Source organism: Pectobacterium sp. 1950-15 (assembly GCF_037136835.1).
Lineage (GTDB): Bacteria > Pseudomonadota > Gammaproteobacteria > Enterobacterales > Enterobacteriaceae > Pectobacterium.
In genome coordinates this window covers 273,877-290,460 of record NZ_JBBBQR010000001.1, presented here as the reverse complement: position 1 = coordinate 290,460, position 16,584 = coordinate 273,877, and the positions used below count along the sequence as shown (strand labels likewise).

Sequence of the window (16,584 nt, the reverse complement as noted above, 5' to 3'; positions counted from 1 at the left end):
GCCAGCGTATACCCTAATCTTTCAAGTCGTTGTGGCATTGGCTTTCTTCGCTACCCCGACCGCGAAGCTATCGCCTGTCGGGGGTGCTGATTGCCACCTTGAAACCTATTAGGTAAAGCAGAATCAGCAGAGCGTTTTTTCTTTAATAAAGCGGCTCACCAGATTGCTTAACTCTTGTGCTGTCGGTTGAGCTAATGCCTGCTCCGCCAGCGCCTTCGCATCTTCGTAATTCGCATTACGGATGATTTTCTTGATGCTCGGGATAGAGATCGCACTCATGCTGAATTCGTCCAGACCCATTCCCAATAACAGTAGTGTAGCACGTTCGTCACCGGCGAGCTCACCACACATCCCTGTCCACTTGCCTTCGGCATGAGACGCATCGATAACCTGCTTAATCAGGGTAAGGACGGCAGGGGACATCGGGTTATAGAGATGAGAAATCAGCTCATTACCGCGATCAACTGCCAGAGTATACTGGGTTAAGTCATTTGTCCCAATACTAAAGAAGTCGACTTCTTTGGCTAAATGTGGCGCGATTGCGGCAGCGGCAGGGGTTTCAACCATCACGCCGACTTCAATGCTTTCGTCGAAGGCTTTACCTTCTTCTCTCAGCTGCGCTTTCAACATCTCCAGTTCGGCTTTCAGCTCACGCACTTCTTCCACGGAGATAATCATCGGGAACATGATACGCAGTTTGCCAAAGCTGGACGCGCGCAGAATGGCACGCAGCTGGGCGTGCAGGATTTCTTTACGATCCAGACAGATACGGATAGCACGCCAGCCAAGGAACGGGTTCTCTTCCTTCGGCAGGTTCATGTAAGGCAGGTCTTTGTCGCCGCCGATATCCATGGTACGGACGATAACGGCCTGAGCGCCAACGGCTTCAGCAACTGCCTTATACGCCTGGAACTGCTCTTCTTCAGTAGGCAGGGATTCACGATCCATGAACAGGAATTCGGTACGATACAGGCCGACACCTTCTGCGCCGTTACGCTCAGCACCCGCGACATCACGCACGGTACCGATGTTGGCACAGACTTCAACCTGATGACCATCCAGCGTGATGGCTGGCAGATCTTTCAGCTTGGCCAGCTCATATTTTTCAGCGCTGTACTGCTGCTGAATGGCTTTTAATTCTTCAATTTTTTCCGCAGTCGGATTCTGATAGATCTGGTTGTTTACCGCATCCAGAATCAGATAGTCGCCGTTTTTGACCTGCTGCGTCACGTTGGTCGTGCCGACGATTGCAGGCAGCTCCAGCGAACGAGCCATAATGGACGTGTGGGACGTGCGGCCACCGAGATCGGTGATGAAGCCCAGCACTTTATCCAGATTTAGCTGCGCGGTTTCTGACGGCGTCAGATCCGTTGCAACCAGAATGACTTCATCCTGAATATCGCCCAGATCGACGATGGTCATATTGAGAATGTTGCGTAGCAAACGTTTCCCGATATCACGCATGTCTGCGGCGCGTTCTTTCAGATATTCATCATCAAGCTCTTCCAGTGCTTTAGCCTGGTTTTCGATAACGGAAAACGCAGCGGCGTCGGCGGAAGCATGTTCATCTTTAATCAGGGCTATGATTTCCTGCTCGAACTCTTCATCTTCCAGCAACATGATGTGGCCTTCGAAGATGGCTTCTTTCTCTGCGCCCAGTGTCTCGCCCGCTTTCTTCTTGATAGCTTCCAACTGTGCGGATGCTTTGGAACGGCCAGTCAGAAAACGTTCAATTTCCTGCTCCACCTGATCCGCAGAGATTTTTTTCCGGTTGATGATAATTTCATCTTCTTTCAGTAACAGTGCCTTACCAAAAGCAATACCCGGTGATACTAATATGCCTGAAATCATAACCCTACCTTACTCGATTCTGGTGTTCACTAAAAAACTCGTCGATTACTCGAGCTCAGCCATCAGTTTGACCAGGTGTTCAACCGCTTTTTGTTCGTCTTCGCCTTCCGCAGCGATAGTAACCACAGTTCCTTGGGTTAAGCCGAGTGTTTGTAATTTGAACAGGCTCTTGGCGCTGGCGCTCTTGCCGTTGGACGTCACGGTGATTTCAGAAGTGAAGCCTTTGGCTTCTTTAACGAACTGAGCAGCGGGACGAGTGTGCAGGCCATTCGGTGCGGTGATAGTCACTTCTTGCTGGAACATGCTTTTTTCCCCAACTTATGGATTAGATTAATGTTGTGGAACTAAAGTTTAGCTGATTCACTGAACTTTAGCCTGTTTGGTTAGCTCCTGATTTATGTTACAGGGGCGGGCCACGATGCGACAAGAAAACCGTCAAACGTATTTCCTGGATAAAATACCATCAAATACCGTCGCTCCCGCTACCCATTATCTTAACCTCGGTCGCAAAACGGCGATGTGGCTATCGTGCGCAGGGAAAAACCGTTCTGCGCAGGACAAAAAACAATGTGATGGGGCGTGGTATTTGTCTGACATTAATTTCACGCATCAAAATAATTGTTCGGTTAAATACTAAACCTGATGTAGAAAAGCAATCTGTATGTAGTAGAAAGTTTGAAGTGTGCCACAAAAAAGCACCTAAATAGGTGCTTTTTTAACACATTGGTCACTTGTTGCTCGAGTGTGGCCGGGAGGTTATTGTTGCAGTTCTTGCTCAGTGAACAGGTCGGCAAAGAGTGCCGTGCTGAGGTAACGTTCGCCGGAAGAAGGCAGAATCACAACGATGGTTTTGCCTTCAAACTCTTTCTCTTTGAGCAAATTCAGCGCTGCGGCAACGGCGGCACCGGAAGAAATCCCAGCCAGAATGCCTTCTTCTTCCATCAAACGGCGTGCGGTGCTGATCGCTTCTTCGTTTGTCACTTTCTCTACGCGGTCAATCAGTTTCAGATCCAGGTTACCCGGAATGAAACCCGCGCCGATGCCCTGAATCTTGTGCGGGCCTGGTTTCAGCTCTTCGCCAGCCAGCGCCTGAGAGATCACCGGTGAATCAGTAGGTTCAACTGCTACGCTGATGATGGCTTTGCCTTTGGTGTTCTTGATGTAGCGGCTGACACCGGTCAGCGTACCGCCGGTACCGACGCCGGAGATAAAGACATCAACCTGACCGTCTGTGTCTTCCCAGATTTCAGGACCGGTAGTTTTCTCGTGAATTTCTGGGTTAGCAGGGTTGCTGAACTGCTGCAGCAGCAGATAACGGCTCGGATCGCTGGCGACAATCTCTTCCGCTTTGGCGATGGCACCTTTCATACCTTTCGCGCCTTCGGTCAGCACCAGATTGGCGCCCAGCGCTTTCAGCAGCTTACGGCGCTCGATGCTCATGGTTTCTGGCATGGTGAGCGTGAGTTTGTAACCGCGAGCCGCTGCGACGTAGGCCAGAGCAATCCCTGTGTTTCCGCTGGTAGGTTCAACCAGCTCAATGCCTGGTTTCAGAACGCCGCGTTTTTCTGCATCCCAAATCAGGTTGGAGCCGATACGGCATTTTACGCTGAAGCTGGGGTTGCGGGATTCCACTTTAGCCAGAATGCGTCCGTTGCCGATACGGTTCAAGCGAACCAGCGGCGTATGGCCGATTGTGAAAGAATTGTCTTCGTAGATCTTGCTCATAGCCTGTCCTTATAACTGTATGAAATTTTTGCGAACGTAGAGAGAATACTCGTTCACACCTTTCAGTGAAGTAAAGAATTGCTATATCGTTATGTTCTTAAGAAATATCTTTTCATTACAATAGAAAGCACTGGCTGTGATCAGCCAGTGCACATGCTCTTTTTATGACGCTTTTTTCGGCAGCGTCGCAGACAGATCCCGATAGCGATCCACCCACAGCTGCGTTGCGCCACATACCGCGACGGGCATGATGACCAGATTCAAAAAAGGCACCAGCGTAAACAGGCTGACTAGGGCGCCAAACTGCATATTGGCGACCTTGTGGCGGCGTAATGCCTGCCGCATGGTGGAAAAGCCCACTTTGTGGTTATCAAACGGATAATCGCAGTACTGAATCGCCAGCATCCACGCGCTGAACAGGAACCACAGCACTGGCGCGACAGTTTGCCCGATGCCGGGGATGAAATAGAGAAGCAATAGCACAATCGCGCGTGGCAGGTAATACGCCAGCTTTTGGACCTCACGCTTCATAATCCGCGGGACATCTTTGGCGATGCCGAGCATGCCGCTGTCCGGCAGCGTCTGGCCGGTTAATTTTGCTTCCAACTGTTCCGCCAGCAAGCCGTTAAACGGTGCGGCAATAAAGTTGGCTATCGTACTGAATAGGTAGCTGAATACCAGCAGGATGGAGAGGACGGCGAGTGGCCAAATGAGGTAGCTGAGCCATTGCAGCCAGCTTGGAATGTGGCTCATTAGCTGGGGAATCCAATCATTCAACCGGGTGAAAAGCCACCAGAAAGCGCCGCCCATCAGCACGATGTTCATGAGTAAGGGAAGGATGACGAAACGCCGGATGCCCGGTAGTGAGATCAAACGCCATCCGGCAAGAAAATAGTGTATTCCGCTGCGAACCTGGCCTGCGGTGTTGCCGTAAGACGGTTTTTCGAAAGACATAGTGACAATATACTCAGTCATTTGTTTGTTGAGGCATCATATCGGGATGATCTTATGCTGACTAGCCCGCATTTGGATGAAAAAACAGCAAAAAAGTGCGTTGTATCTATCTTTATTGTCATAAAGTACCGTGCAGGCTTGCACTTGTGTACTCAGGCAAATAGAGTTAGTAGTATAAGTATTTGCCGTGGTGGCAATGTATTGTTGGAACAATTGGGATAGCAATGATGCAGGACTTGCGTCTGATATTAATCGTTGTTGGCGCGATCGCTATAATAGCGCTGTTACTGCACGGCTTGTGGACTAGCCGTAAAGAGCGCTCGTCCCTTTTTCGTGACCGCCCGGTTAAACGTGCAAAGAAAGCGCGTGATGAAGCGCCGCTTGACGAGCTGGATGAAGGCGTTGGCGAAGTTCGCGTGAAGGGTGCGCGTCCGCAACAGAGTGAGCCCTCATTTGGCAGCGCGTCATTTGATAATTCGTCATTTGATAACCGACCATTTGATAATCAGTCATTTGATAACAACAGTGTACGTGAAGAGATTCGCCCTGAGGCGAAATCGCCGTTCGAGCACCTGTCTCCCGTCTCTTCTTACGATCCTTTACTGGATGAAGCCACGCCGGTGGATTCTCCGCGTTCGCAGGTGCGTGGCGATAGCAACCCGCAGGTTGTTAATCCCAGAGAAACGTCTACCCAGCCGAGCATCGACACACCGCGTGAGTCATTTGCATACGATGCGCCGCCATCTGCCCCGCAGCAGCCTGCTGCGCATTCGCTGCATGAGAAGGTTCAACCTGCACAGCCTCAGCAACCCGCTGAGCCTGTTGAGCCCGTAGCGGCAAAAGAAGCGGTTCTGGTGCTGCACGTCGTAGCGCATCAGGGCGGGGTTATTGGCGGCGAACTGCTGTTGCAAAGCCTGCTTCAGGCCGGTTTCCAGTTTGGTGAAATGAACATTTTCCATCGTCATGTGAACCCGGCGGGTGCCGGTCCGGTGTTGTTCAGCCTGGCGAATATGGTTAAACCTGGTTCGTTTAATGTGGACGCGATGTCCGAATTCTCAACGCCTGGTGTGTCTATTTTCATGATGGTGCCGTCTTACGGCGACGCCAGCCAAAACTTTAAACTGATGTTACAGTCTGCGCAGCGTATTGCCGACGATGTTGGCGGCGTGGTGCAGGATGATGAGCGTCGTATGATGACGCCGCAGAAGGTCGAATCCTACAAAGCCCGCATCCGCGATGTGCTGAAAGCCAACGCCTGATAGCACTATCTATGCGAAAGCATAAGTTTGCGAATGCAGTGGGTGAGAGAAGCCTCCGTTAGTGGAGGCTTTTTTTATTCTTAGTCCCGGCCGTGTGTGGTGTAAAAAGCAAGAAAAGGTGAAACGTTGTGAGTGAAGCAAAAGGATTAAAACAAGAGCTTGGCCTGATTCAGGGCGTGGGACTGCTTTCTACCTCTCTGCTAGGAACCGGTGTGTTTGCGGTTCCCGCGCTGGTTGCACAGTTGGCGCAGCAGGATAGCCTGTGGGCGTGGCCGATCTTGATTCTGTTTGTTTTCCCTATCGCCATTGGCTTTGCTGCACTGGGGCAACATTTTCCTAATGCGGGCGGAGCCGCGCACTTTGTTAACCTGGCCTTTGGGCCGCGTATGGCGCGAGTGACTGGCTGGTTATTCCTGTCGGTTATTCCGCTGGGGCTACCTGCTGCCTTGCAGATTGCTGCCGGGTTCTGGCAAGCGGCATTTGGCTGGAGCGATCTGGGGTTGCTCTGTGTACAACTGCTGACGCTGGGCGGCATCTGGTTGCTTGGCCTACGCAGTGCGGGGTCTAGCGCCAACATTCAGATCGTTATCGCGATGTTGGTGGTGGGGTTGGTCGTTGCCATCTGGTGGCAGGGCGATATTACGCCCGCGCACATTCCCTGGCCGTCGGTACAGGAACTGTCATGGTCTAACACCTTTGGCGCGCTGGCCGTGATGTTCTGGTGCTTTGTGGGTCTTGAAGCGTTTGCCCATATGGCGACGGAGTTTCGGGTGCCGGAGCGGGATTTCCCACGGGCTTTACTCATCGGCATGCTGGTTGCTGGCGCGGTTTACTGGGGATGTACGGTGGCGGTACTGCATTTTAAGGCTTACGGTGAAGGGATTGCCGCAACGGCTTCACTACCGGGTATCGTCGTGCAGTTGTTTGGTGAACATGCACTGTGGATTGCCTGCTTTGTCGGGTATCTGGCCTGCTTTGCCAGCGTGAATATTTATACGCAGGGTTTCGCCCGTCTCGTCTGGTCGCAGGCGCCGAGAGGAAGTGCATTGGCGACGCTGTCTGCGGGGCAGGCGCCGGTAAATGCGCTGTCGGTTGTGGTGACCTGCTGTCTGGTGTGCTGCCTGTTAATTTACTGGCTCAGGCTACCGCTGGATATGCTGATTGTGTACGCGAACGGCATCTTTGTACTGATCTATCTGCTGTGTATGTTGGCTGGGTGGCGTTTGTTGAAAGGGCGTGCGCGCGTGATGGCGGCAATCGGGGGCCTGCTCTGCTGTGCGCTATTGCTGATGATCGGCTGGAAATCGCTGTATGCGTTAATCATGCTGGCCGTGCTATGGCTGTTCCTGCCGCGCAAGTCGGTTGAACTGCTTTCCCACTGAGTTCGTTTCTTCTGAATATTGCGGTCTGGGAATCGAGCAACGCCCTGACTAGGGCGTTGCATCGCGATGATGATAGGGGAAGGATTAGTCGTTTTCCGGCGCTGCGGCGGGCTTTTCTTCCGTAGACAATTTCGCTTCCAGCTCGGTCATACGCTGTTCCAGACGGGCAATCTTCTCGCGCGTGCGGAGCAGAACCTGCGTCTGAATATCGAACTCTTCACGGTTCACCAAATCCAATCGGGTCAGCTGTGCTTGCAAGACCTGACGAATCTTTTTCTCCACATCATCACCCAATTCCCGGATACCTTTTGGCATAGATTCATGCACTTGACGGGCGATTTGCTCAATCTTCTTTGGGTCAATCATGTCGCTTTCCTGATTAGGTTATGTAAGGTCACTACTATATACCCGTCATACTTCAAGTTGCATGTGCGTTGGCTGCGTTCACTCACCCGAATCACTTACCTGAGTAAGCTCATCGGGATAAAATGAGAGACATCCTGTCTCTCACCGAAGGCCAGCCGTTGGCTGGTCAAATTCGTTCCCGACGAATTTGTCCTTCTCTTGCCGCCTGCCTGAAACTCGAATTATTTAGGGTATAGCAAGTGTAATGCGAGTTGTGGGATGGATAAACTAAATCCGCTCCCTGCTTTGCACATATGCAGCATAATTTTACTGTAATTCAGCATACGTTTTGCCCTATTTCCTGCGGCGGATCAATTGCCCTATCGAGGTATTAGCGTTATAGTAAATGCGCTTATTCTCAGGGCGGGGTGTAATTCCCCACCGGCGGTAAACCAGTATACATACTGGAAGCCCGCGAGCGCTCATGCTGTGTTTTTCGATATTGATTATCGATTTCGCAACGTGGGGTCAGCAGATCCGGTGTAATTCCGGGGCCGACGGTTAAAGTCCGGATGGGAGAGAGTAACGGTATCTGTCGGGCTTATATGCCCGCTCGCGTTATTTTTGTTAGCCATTGCTATGCAACCAGTCGTAATGGTTACTCCTCAAGCTCGCCCTGATTCTGGTAATTCATAATAACATTGAGGTTTTTTACCATGAATCAGACATTACTTTCTGAATTTGGCAATCCTACCGAACGCGTAGAACGCGCACTTGATGCATTGCGTCATGGCCGCGGCGTGCTGGTGTTGGATGATGAAGATCGTGAAAACGAAGGTGACATGATCTTCTCCGCTGAAAATATGACCGTTGAACAGATGGCGCTGACGGTTCGTCACGGAAGTGGCATCGTGTGCCTGTGCCTGACGGAAGAGCGTCGCCAGCAGTTGGAATTGCCGATGATGGTGGAGAAGAACTCCAGCCATTACCAAACGGCGTTCACTGTAACGATTGAAGCTGCCGAAGGCGTGACAACGGGGGTTTCCGCTGCTGACCGTCTGACCACCATTCGTGCCGCGATTGCGGATAACGCCAAGCCGAGCGACCTGAATCGCCCTGGTCACGTATTCCCGCTGCGCGCCCAACCGGGTGGCGTGTTAACGCGCGGTGGTCACACTGAAGCGACGGTTGACCTGATGACGCTGGCGGGCCTGAAGCCGTCTGGCGTTCTGTGTGAACTGACGAACGATGATGGCTCAATGGCGCACGCGCCGGAAGTGATCGCGTTTGCCAAGCAGCACAACATGCCGGTACTGACGATTGAAGATCTGGTGGCTTACCGCATCGCGGCAGAGCGCAAAGCCAGCTGATTCACGCAGATACCACGCAAACAAAAGGGCCGATTAATCGGCCCTTTTCTGTTTTATGGCTTAAGTGTTTAACGACTTAGGTTTTTAACGAATAGCGTTTTTAGCGATTTACGGCTTTTTTGCCAGCAGCGTGGCGAAGCGCAGTTTGATACGGTTGCCGTGTGCATCCGTCTTGTGCAACTCACCCATATCCTCGTTGTATTTGAGGATCTCCCAGTCGGCATAATAGTTCTTCAGCTCGCCTTCTTTAAAGGTAAAGGAGAAGGGCATGGGGCACGGGCAATCTTCCGTCGACATCGCGGCGATAATCAGGTTATAGCCACCGTTAACGGTGCTGTCTTGCATATTGCTGATGATGTGCGGAATGCGATCGCGTTCCAGAAACATCAGCACGACGGTCGACAGGATAAAGTCGTACTGCTCTTTGATTTCCGCCAGATTGATGTTGTAAACGCCCGCCCGGATGTTTTCCAACGCTTCGCTCTTGATGATGTTATTCAGCGAATCAATGCTCTGCTCGTGCTTATCACAGGCTGTGACGTCAAACCCACGCAGGTTCAGATACAGCGAGTTACGTCCGCCGCCGCAGCCTAAATCCAGCGTTTTGCCCGGTTTGATGTACTGCACCGCGTTGATCACTTCGGAATGCGTTCGCGTCAGACCGTATTTTTTATGATAGAAATCTTCCGCCGAGCAGAAAAAGCTGAGCTGACATTCCAGATCGTCAGAGAAGGAAACGATGCGGTGCCACGCCTGCGGCTCAACAAACGGCGGCTGGTTCTGCTCGGAGAACTGGAACGTCTCCAGCGTCTCGCCGTCTTCGGTCAGCATGGAAAAGGTCATTTCCCCTTTCAACACGGTCAGTTTTGCCCAGGTGCCTTCCTGCGTGTTGTGCTTTTCCTGAAACGCGGCAGGCAGCGTCTGGCTGTTCCACTGCGGCATCTTCTTATAACAAATGAGATCTTGCATGTTTACCTCTGTAAATTCCAAAAGCGATGGCCGTATTCTATTAATCCGCACGCAGGCTGACCAGAAATATGTATTTTAAATGCATTATTTATTTTGCTGTGTCAGGCCGTGGTTGAACTTACAGTGGAAAGCTGTCGCAGCAGCGGAAATGCCTCTTTCATGCGTTCACCGCCGACCACAAAGGCGCGTAGTACCTGCTGACCATCCAGCGCTTTCGCTACCATCCCCTGCTCGTTCCATTCCTGCTGCCAGTGCAGGCCGCCACTCGTGGTATCACCTGCCATCTGTAAAGGAAACAGCGGTGTTTTGATTTTAACCAGCATCGGCGGCAGCGTCAGCGCCTCACTGGCTCCCAGCAGGTTTTTCGCCAGCGTAATCGCGCTGAGCTGAATGGGCTGCAGGAAGGGCAGGAGCTTGCCGCCAATCTCTGCGCAGTCGCCCAGCGCGTAAATCTGTGGATCGCTGGTTTGTAACTGCACATTGGTCTGAATGCCTTTCTGCACCGTTAACCCCGCCGCTTTCGCCAGCTGCGTGTTGGCCTGCAAGCCGATAGCGGAGATGACTTCATCCACGTCGACGGTTCGGCCATCGGTAAATGTGGCCAGCACGCCAGTTTCGGTTTTCTCCAACTGCTGTAGGGTTGTATTCAGCCGCAGTGAAACCCCTTGCTGCGTCAGCGTGAATTGCAGGCGCGCGCTGACTTCGGGCGGCATCAACGCGGGCAGAATGCTGCTGGCGCAGTCAACCAGCGTGACCTGTTTTTCTGCGCGTCCCAGATCCATCGCCAGTTCGGTACCAATGAGTCCAGCACCGAGCACCAGTACGCGTTTGGCCTGCCAGAGGCGGCCTTCATGGGCGCGATATTCCTGCTGGCTATTGAGCGTCAACATATGTTCGCACCCCGGAATCGGCGGCACCATCGCACTGGCACCGGTCGCGAACACCAGCTTGTGGTAATCGTAGCGATCCGTGCCGCAGATGACCTGTTGTGCATGGCGGTCAATGGCGGTGACGCACGTATTCGGCAGCAGCGCAATGCGGTTTTCTTCGGCAAATGCGGTCGCCTGCATCTTGGTCAGATCGTCGGCGTGCTGTTGCAGGCTGATCACATGGCTTAGATCCGGCTTGTTATACTCATCGCCGCTGTCGGCGGTGATCAGGCGGATAGGGCAGTGCGCATCCAGCTTGCGGATCTGTCGAATAAGCTGGCGGGCGGCAAAGCCCGCGCCAATAATCACGATATCTTTCATCATCCTCTCCTTAGCGAATCGGATTGAAAACGTCTTTGCCCAACCCGCATTCCGGGCAGAGGAAGCTGTCTGGTACATCTGACCACATGGTGCCGGGCGTCACATCCTGCATCGGTTCACCAAGTGCCGGATCGTAGATCCACTGGCAGACGCTGCACTGCATACAGCCGCTTTCTGACTGCACCGCTGGCTGTGCTGCGGACTGCGGCGCTGCGGCTTCACTGCAACCACAGGCGCTCTCGGCGGGGGCGCTCACATTCTGCGGGGCGGTGGCGGTTTGCGGTGCCGCAGCAGTCTGTTTTACGGGCGAAATGACGCGACGGGCTGGCGTATCATCCAGCGGATGCAGCGCCCACTGACGAGCAATTTCGCGGCCGTGCTCGCGGCAAATTTCCAGCGCGGAACCGTCAGGACGCCACTTGGTTTTCAGCGCCAGCGTGGTTTCAAAACCGGCGTCCATCAAACGGGTTTGAATGCGATCGACCGCGCCGCCGTTCCAGCCGTAGCTGCCAAATGCTGAGGCTTTTTTGTTTTGGAAACGCAAGCCAGTGATCTCTTCCAGCATGGCGGCAACCTTCGGCATCATCACGTTATTCATAGTGGATGAACCGACGAGCACGCCTTTCGAGCGGAAGACCTGCGTCAGGATTTCGTTCTTGTCGTGACGGGCGACGTTATAGATTTTCACCGCGACGCCGGGGTCGACATCGTTGATGCCTTGCGCGATGGCGTCGGCCATCATGCGGGTGTTGTTGGACATGGTGTCGTAAAACAGTGTGATGCGATCTTCCTGATAGCTGTCCGCCCATTTCAGATACAGATGGATGATCTGGGCAGGATCGTCACGCCATACCACGCCGTGTGAGGTCGCGACCATCGACAGCGGCAGGTTGAAGCCCAGCACTTCGTGGATCTTGGCGGTCACTAAGCGGCTGAATGGCGTCAGAATGTTGGCGAAATAGCGCTGGCACTGCTCGAACAGTTCCGTCTGATCCACTTCGTCATTGAACAGATGCTCATCGCAGTAGTGCTGGCCGAACGCATCGTTACTGAACAACACGGCATCTTCGGTCATGTAGGTCATCATACTGTCCGGCCAGTGCAGCATCGGCGTTTCGATAAAGATCAACTGCTTGCCGTTGCCGATATCCAGCGTGTCGCCGGTTTTGACCGTGTGGAAATTCCACTCAGGGTGGTGATGGTGACCGGTAATGGAGTCGATCGCATTGTGGGTACAGTAAATTGGCGTGTTGGGAATACGCGCCATCAGCTCGCTCAGCGCGCCGGCGTGATCCTCTTCGGCGTGGTTGATCACGATGTAGTCAATCGTGTTCAGATCCACTTCTGCCATCAGGTTCTGCACAAAATCGCGGCTGAATTTGTGATCGACGGTATCGATCAGCACGGTTTTTTCTTCGCGGATCAGATAACTGTTGTAGCTGCTGCCTTGCAGCGTCTTGTATTCGGTGCCGTGAAAATCACGCACTTCCCAGTCGCGTTGTCCAACCCAGTGGATATTGTTCTTAACGTGAATTGCCATGTTCTGAAACCTCAATAGTCGTATACGGAAATATGCTGTAGAGATTGCAGAAAGCGTGCCAATTTTTAATATATTGATTTATAACAGTTTAATAAATAATGATTGTCAAAATGACATGCTTTATCTATTGTCCTAATGACACAGGTTCTGTCATTAGGACACACCATGACACTTTCTATTAACGCCCTTGCCCGTATTGCTATCGAGCTGCAAATGGGGCTATCAAATCAGGATCGTTTTCAGCGCTTGATTAACAGCCTGCGCCAACTGCTGCGCTGTGATGCCTCGGCGCTGCTGCGTTACGAAAATCAGCTGTTCCGCCCGCTGGCCATCGACGGTCTGGCACCGGACGTGCTGGGGCGACGCTTTCGCCTGTCCGATCATCCCCGTCTGGAGGCGATTGCCCGTGCGGGCGACGTAGTGCGCTTTCCGGCGGATAGCCAGCTTCCCGACCCCTATGACGGCCTGATTCCCAGTCAGGAAGATCTTAAGGTGCATGCCTGCGTCGGCCTGCCGCTGTTTGCCAATCAGAACCTGATCGGGGCGCTGACCGTGGACGGTATGGATCCCTGCCAGTTCGACCATTTTAGCGATGAAGAACTGCGGCTGGTGGGGGCGATGGCGGCGGCGGCGCTGAGTAACGCGTTGCTGATGGAGCGTCTTGAGCGGCAGTTGCCCGCGCCAGTGCGTGCCGAAAGTCCTGCGGCGGAAAGCGTGGAGGAAATGGTGGGGTTGTCGGAGCCGATGTTGCGGCTAAAGAAAGAGGTCGATATCGTCGCGGGCTCCGATCTGAACGTGCTGATTATGGGAGAAACTGGCGTTGGTAAAGAGCTGGTGGCGCGCGCGATTCATCGCGGTTCCAGTCGGGCAATTCATCCTCTGGTGTACCTGAACTGCGCCGCGCTGCCGGAATCGGTCGCAGAGAGTGAACTGTTTGGTCATGTGAAGGGCGCATTTACTGGTGCAATCCATCACCGCACCGGTAAGTTTGAAATGGCGGATAACGGCACGCTGTTTCTGGATGAGATTGGCGAACTGTCGCTGACGCTACAGGCGAAGCTGCTGCGCGTATTGCAGTATGGCGATCTCCAGCGCGTGGGGGATGACAACAGCCTGAAAGTGAACGTGCGCGTGCTGGCGGCGACCAACCGCGATCTGCGGCAGGCGGTGCTGGATGGTGCTTTCCGTGCTGACTTGTTCCACCGCCTGAGCGTGTTCCCGCTATCCGTACCGCCGCTGCGCGAGCGTCATCAAGATGTGGCGCTGTTGGCGGGGTTCTTCTGTGAGCGCAGCCGTGTGCAGCTGGGGCTGGCGCGCCTTGCGTTGACGGCAGATGCGGGCGCGCTGCTGGAACGATACGACTGGCCGGGAAACGTGCGCGAGCTGGAGCACGCCATTTACCGCGCCACCGTGCTGGCGAGAGCAGGGCAGGAATCGGGTGAGGTGCTGTTAGGCCCTGAGCATTTCAATCTTGAACTTTCCGCCCAGCCCGTTCATACCCCCGCAGGAGCACCGAGTGCTATCGGCAGCGCACCGGATTACTTCATCAGCGGCGGCTTGCGAGAGGCAACGGACGACTATCAGCGTCGGATCATCCAACACACGCTGGCGCGTCATGAGGGCAACTGGTCATCCTGCGCGAGAGAACTGGAAATAGACAGCGGCAACCTACACCGTCTGGCGAAGCGGCTGGGCATCAAATAAAAAACGCCCCGAAAATCGGGGCGCTGTAGACCGTAGACAAACCTATTTACCGAACGAAAACGGGAGTAACGGAATAGAAGAGTAAAGCGTTTGCGCCATGGATGGCGCAAGCCGAGCGCACATGGACGTGTTTACAGCGACTTTACGATCTATCCGTTACTCCCGCTCGGCTGGCGTTAGTGGCTAACCTCTAATCACAGCAGAAGTGAGTTAACCGCATTTCACGCACTTGGCGCTCTGAATCACCTGGAAGAAATCGTTGCCTTTATCATCGACCAGAATAAAGGCTGGGAAATCTTCAACTTCGATTTTCCAGATGGCTTCCATTCCCAGCTCCGGGTATTCCACACAGGTCAGGCTCTTGATGCTGTTCTGTGCCAGAATCGCTGCCGGGCCGCCGATGCTGCCGAGGTAGAAACCGCCGTGTTTATGGCACGCGTCGGTCACCTGCTGGCTACGGTTGCCTTTTGCCAGCATGATCATGCTGCCGCCGTTGGCCTGCAGTAAATCGACATAGGAATCCATACGGCCAGCGGTGGTAGGACCTAACGAGCCGGACGGATAACCTTCTGGCGTTTTCGCCGGACCCGCGTAGTAAATCGGGTGATCTTTGATGTACTGCGGCAGGCCTTCGCCGTTATCCAGACGCTCTTTCAGCTTGGCGTGAGCAATGTCACGGCCCACGATGATGGTGCCGGTCAGGGAAAGACGGGTGGATACCGGATACTGCGACAGCGTCTTCAGGATCTCGGCCATCGGACGGTTCAGGTCGATTTTAACCGCATCGCCTTCGCCCGTTTCACGCAGATGTTCAGGGATATATTTACCCGGATTCTGCTCTAACTGCTCCAGCCAGACTCCCTTGCGGTTGATCTTGCCTTTGATGTTACGGTCAGCAGAACAGGACACGCCCATACCGACAGGGCACGATGCGCCGTGGCGCGGCAGGCGGATAATCCGCACGTCGTGCGCAAAATATTTACCGCCGAACTGCGCGCCCAGACCCAGATCGCGCGCGGCTTCCAGAATTTCCTGCTCCAGCGCGACATCACGAAACGCCTGACCGTGCTCATTGCCTTCGGTCGGCAGTTCGTCGTAGTACTTGGTCGATGCCAGTTTAACGGTTTTCAGCGTGGTTTCTGCCGAGGTGCCACCAATCACAAACGCGATGTGGTACGGCGGACAGGCCGCGGTGCCCAGCGAGCGCATTTTCTCGATCAGGAAGCTTTTCAGCTTACCCGGCGTCAACAGCGCTTTGGTTTCCTGATACAGATAAGTCTTGTTGGCAGAACCACCACCTTTGGTGACAAACAGGAATTTATAGTCTTCGCCTTCGGTACTGTAGAGGTCAATCTGCGCAGGCAGATTGGTGCCGGTGTTAACCTCTTTGTACATGTCCAGCGCGGCGTTCTGTGAGTAGCGCAGGTTGTCTTCAATGAACGTGTTGTACACGCCCTTGGACAGCGCTCCAGCGTCGTTACCGCCGGTCCAGACGTTCTGGCCTTTTTTACCGACGATGATCGCCGTACCCGTATCCTGACAGGTCGGCAGGATGCCCTTGGCGGAAATTTCTGAGTTGCGCAGGAATTGCAGAGCAACGTATTTATCGTTTTCGCTGGCTTCCGGATCGCTAAGAATATCGGCAACTTGCTGCTGGTGAGCGGGGCGGAGCATGAAAGAGGCATCATGGAAGGCTTGCTGAGCCAGAAGGGTCAACGCTGCTGGCTCGATCTTCAGGATGTCCTGACCTTCAAACTGTGCGACAGAAACAAAGTCGCTGCTCAGCAGGCGATATTCGGTGTCATCTTTACTGAGTGGAAAAGGATCTTGGTAATAGAAGGGTTTATTCGACATTTTTTTCTCACTTGCAATTGCATTAATTAGTAAATTTTTCACCTTATAGGATTCAGCATCTTATTATTAAGGCGTATTACCGCAGCACTACAGGGATGTCTCGAATACAAAAGTAGTAATCGCCATAATAGTATGGTTTTTTGTCGGGAAGTACCACTTTGGTACATCACAATAATAGTGATGCGCGTGTTATTTTTCCCCGCAGCAGACGCGTGGAACGGCGGCACGGCATAGGTTTCCTGTATGCGGACGCCACGGGAAACGGCACGGGGTTTAACGTGAAGATATTCCTCTTTTAATTGGCTTAATTAAGTAAAGTAAATGGTGAAATTAAAAACAATAACCATTTATTCTTTAATGTTATTTGATGGCGATATAAAG

At 53.2% G+C, this 16,584-nt stretch carries 13 protein-coding genes and 1 riboswitch; of the genes, 4 read left to right on the top strand and 9 right to left on the bottom strand.

Features of this window, described 5'->3' with window-relative positions:
- Positions 1 to 123: 123 nt before the first annotated feature.
- From ptsI to cysZ, 4 genes are all read right to left on the bottom strand, one after another.
- Complete coding sequence (gene ptsI, locus WCT94_RS01270) at positions 124 to 1,851, bottom strand: phosphoenolpyruvate-protein phosphotransferase PtsI (RefSeq protein WP_336867444.1); 1,728 nt, start codon at positions 1,849 to 1,851, stop codon at positions 124 to 126.
- Between the two features lie 45 nt (positions 1,852 to 1,896).
- Positions 1,897 to 2,154, bottom strand: a complete 258-nt coding sequence (gene ptsH, locus WCT94_RS01265) for a phosphocarrier protein Hpr (RefSeq protein WP_005971891.1) — start codon at positions 2,152 to 2,154, stop codon at positions 1,897 to 1,899.
- Positions 2,155 to 2,607: 453 nt separating this feature from the next.
- Positions 2,608 to 3,576, bottom strand: coding sequence for a cysteine synthase A (gene cysK / locus WCT94_RS01260; protein WP_336867443.1), 969 nt, complete (start codon positions 3,574 to 3,576; stop codon positions 2,608 to 2,610).
- Between the two features lie 162 nt (positions 3,577 to 3,738).
- The gene (gene cysZ / locus WCT94_RS01255) at positions 3,739 to 4,530 is read right to left on the bottom strand and encodes a sulfate transporter CysZ (protein ID WP_319846717.1); all 792 of its coding nucleotides are present in this window, start codon (positions 4,528 to 4,530) and stop codon (positions 3,739 to 3,741) included.
- 224 nt (positions 4,531 to 4,754) lie between these two features.
- Here cysZ and zipA point away from each other — a divergent pair, with 224 nt between their 5' ends.
- A complete protein-coding gene (zipA, locus tag WCT94_RS01250) occupies positions 4,755 to 5,789 on the top strand; it encodes a cell division protein ZipA (protein ID WP_336867440.1) in 1,035 nt (344 codons plus the stop codon).
- Between the two features lie 128 nt (positions 5,790 to 5,917).
- Complete coding sequence (gene yjeH / locus WCT94_RS01245) at positions 5,918 to 7,171, top strand: L-methionine/branched-chain amino acid transporter (protein ID WP_336867439.1); 1,254 nt, start codon at positions 5,918 to 5,920, stop codon at positions 7,169 to 7,171.
- Between the two features lie 84 nt (positions 7,172 to 7,255).
- Here yjeH and ubiK read toward each other — a convergent pair whose 3' ends face one another.
- Positions 7,256 to 7,537, bottom strand: a complete 282-nt coding sequence (gene ubiK, locus WCT94_RS01240; protein ID WP_048256443.1) for a ubiquinone biosynthesis accessory factor UbiK — start codon at positions 7,535 to 7,537, stop codon at positions 7,256 to 7,258.
- A gap of 389 nt (positions 7,538 to 7,926) precedes the next feature.
- A riboswitch (FMN riboswitch) is annotated at positions 7,927 to 8,104 on the top strand.
- 128 nt (positions 8,105 to 8,232) lie between these two features.
- On the opposite strand from ubiK, the gene ribB reads away from it, so the two are divergent.
- Positions 8,233 to 8,886, top strand: coding sequence for a 3,4-dihydroxy-2-butanone-4-phosphate synthase (gene ribB / locus WCT94_RS01235; protein WP_336867437.1), 654 nt, complete (start codon positions 8,233 to 8,235; stop codon positions 8,884 to 8,886).
- Positions 8,887 to 8,994: 108 nt separating this feature from the next.
- Here ribB and tehB read toward each other — a convergent pair whose 3' ends face one another.
- The 3 genes from tehB to norV all read right to left on the bottom strand — a co-directional run bounded on the left by tehB (position 8,995) and on the right by norV (position 12,645).
- Entirely contained in the window at positions 8,995 to 9,855 is an 861-nt protein-coding gene (gene tehB / locus WCT94_RS01230; RefSeq protein WP_336867436.1) for an SAM-dependent methyltransferase TehB, read from the bottom strand.
- Between the two features lie 101 nt (positions 9,856 to 9,956).
- A complete protein-coding gene (norW, locus tag WCT94_RS01225) occupies positions 9,957 to 11,105 on the bottom strand; it encodes an NADH:flavorubredoxin reductase NorW (protein WP_336867434.1) in 1,149 nt (382 codons plus the stop codon).
- Between the two features lie 10 nt (positions 11,106 to 11,115).
- The gene (norV, locus tag WCT94_RS01220; protein ID WP_336867432.1) at positions 11,116 to 12,645 is read right to left on the bottom strand and encodes an anaerobic nitric oxide reductase flavorubredoxin; all 1,530 of its coding nucleotides are present in this window, start codon (positions 12,643 to 12,645) and stop codon (positions 11,116 to 11,118) included.
- A gap of 165 nt (positions 12,646 to 12,810) precedes the next feature.
- Here norV and norR point away from each other — a divergent pair, with 165 nt between their 5' ends.
- Positions 12,811 to 14,349: a nitric oxide reductase transcriptional regulator NorR gene (norR, locus tag WCT94_RS01215; protein WP_336867430.1), complete on the top strand. Its 1,539-nt coding sequence runs from the start codon at positions 12,811 to 12,813 to the stop codon at positions 14,347 to 14,349.
- A 210-nt stretch (positions 14,350 to 14,559) separates the two neighbouring features.
- On the opposite strand, the gene fumA is transcribed toward norR, so the two are convergent.
- Positions 14,560 to 16,203: a class I fumarate hydratase FumA gene (gene fumA / locus WCT94_RS01210; protein ID WP_336867429.1), complete on the bottom strand. Its 1,644-nt coding sequence runs from the start codon at positions 16,201 to 16,203 to the stop codon at positions 14,560 to 14,562.
- Between the last annotated feature and the right edge of the window lie 381 nt (positions 16,204 to 16,584).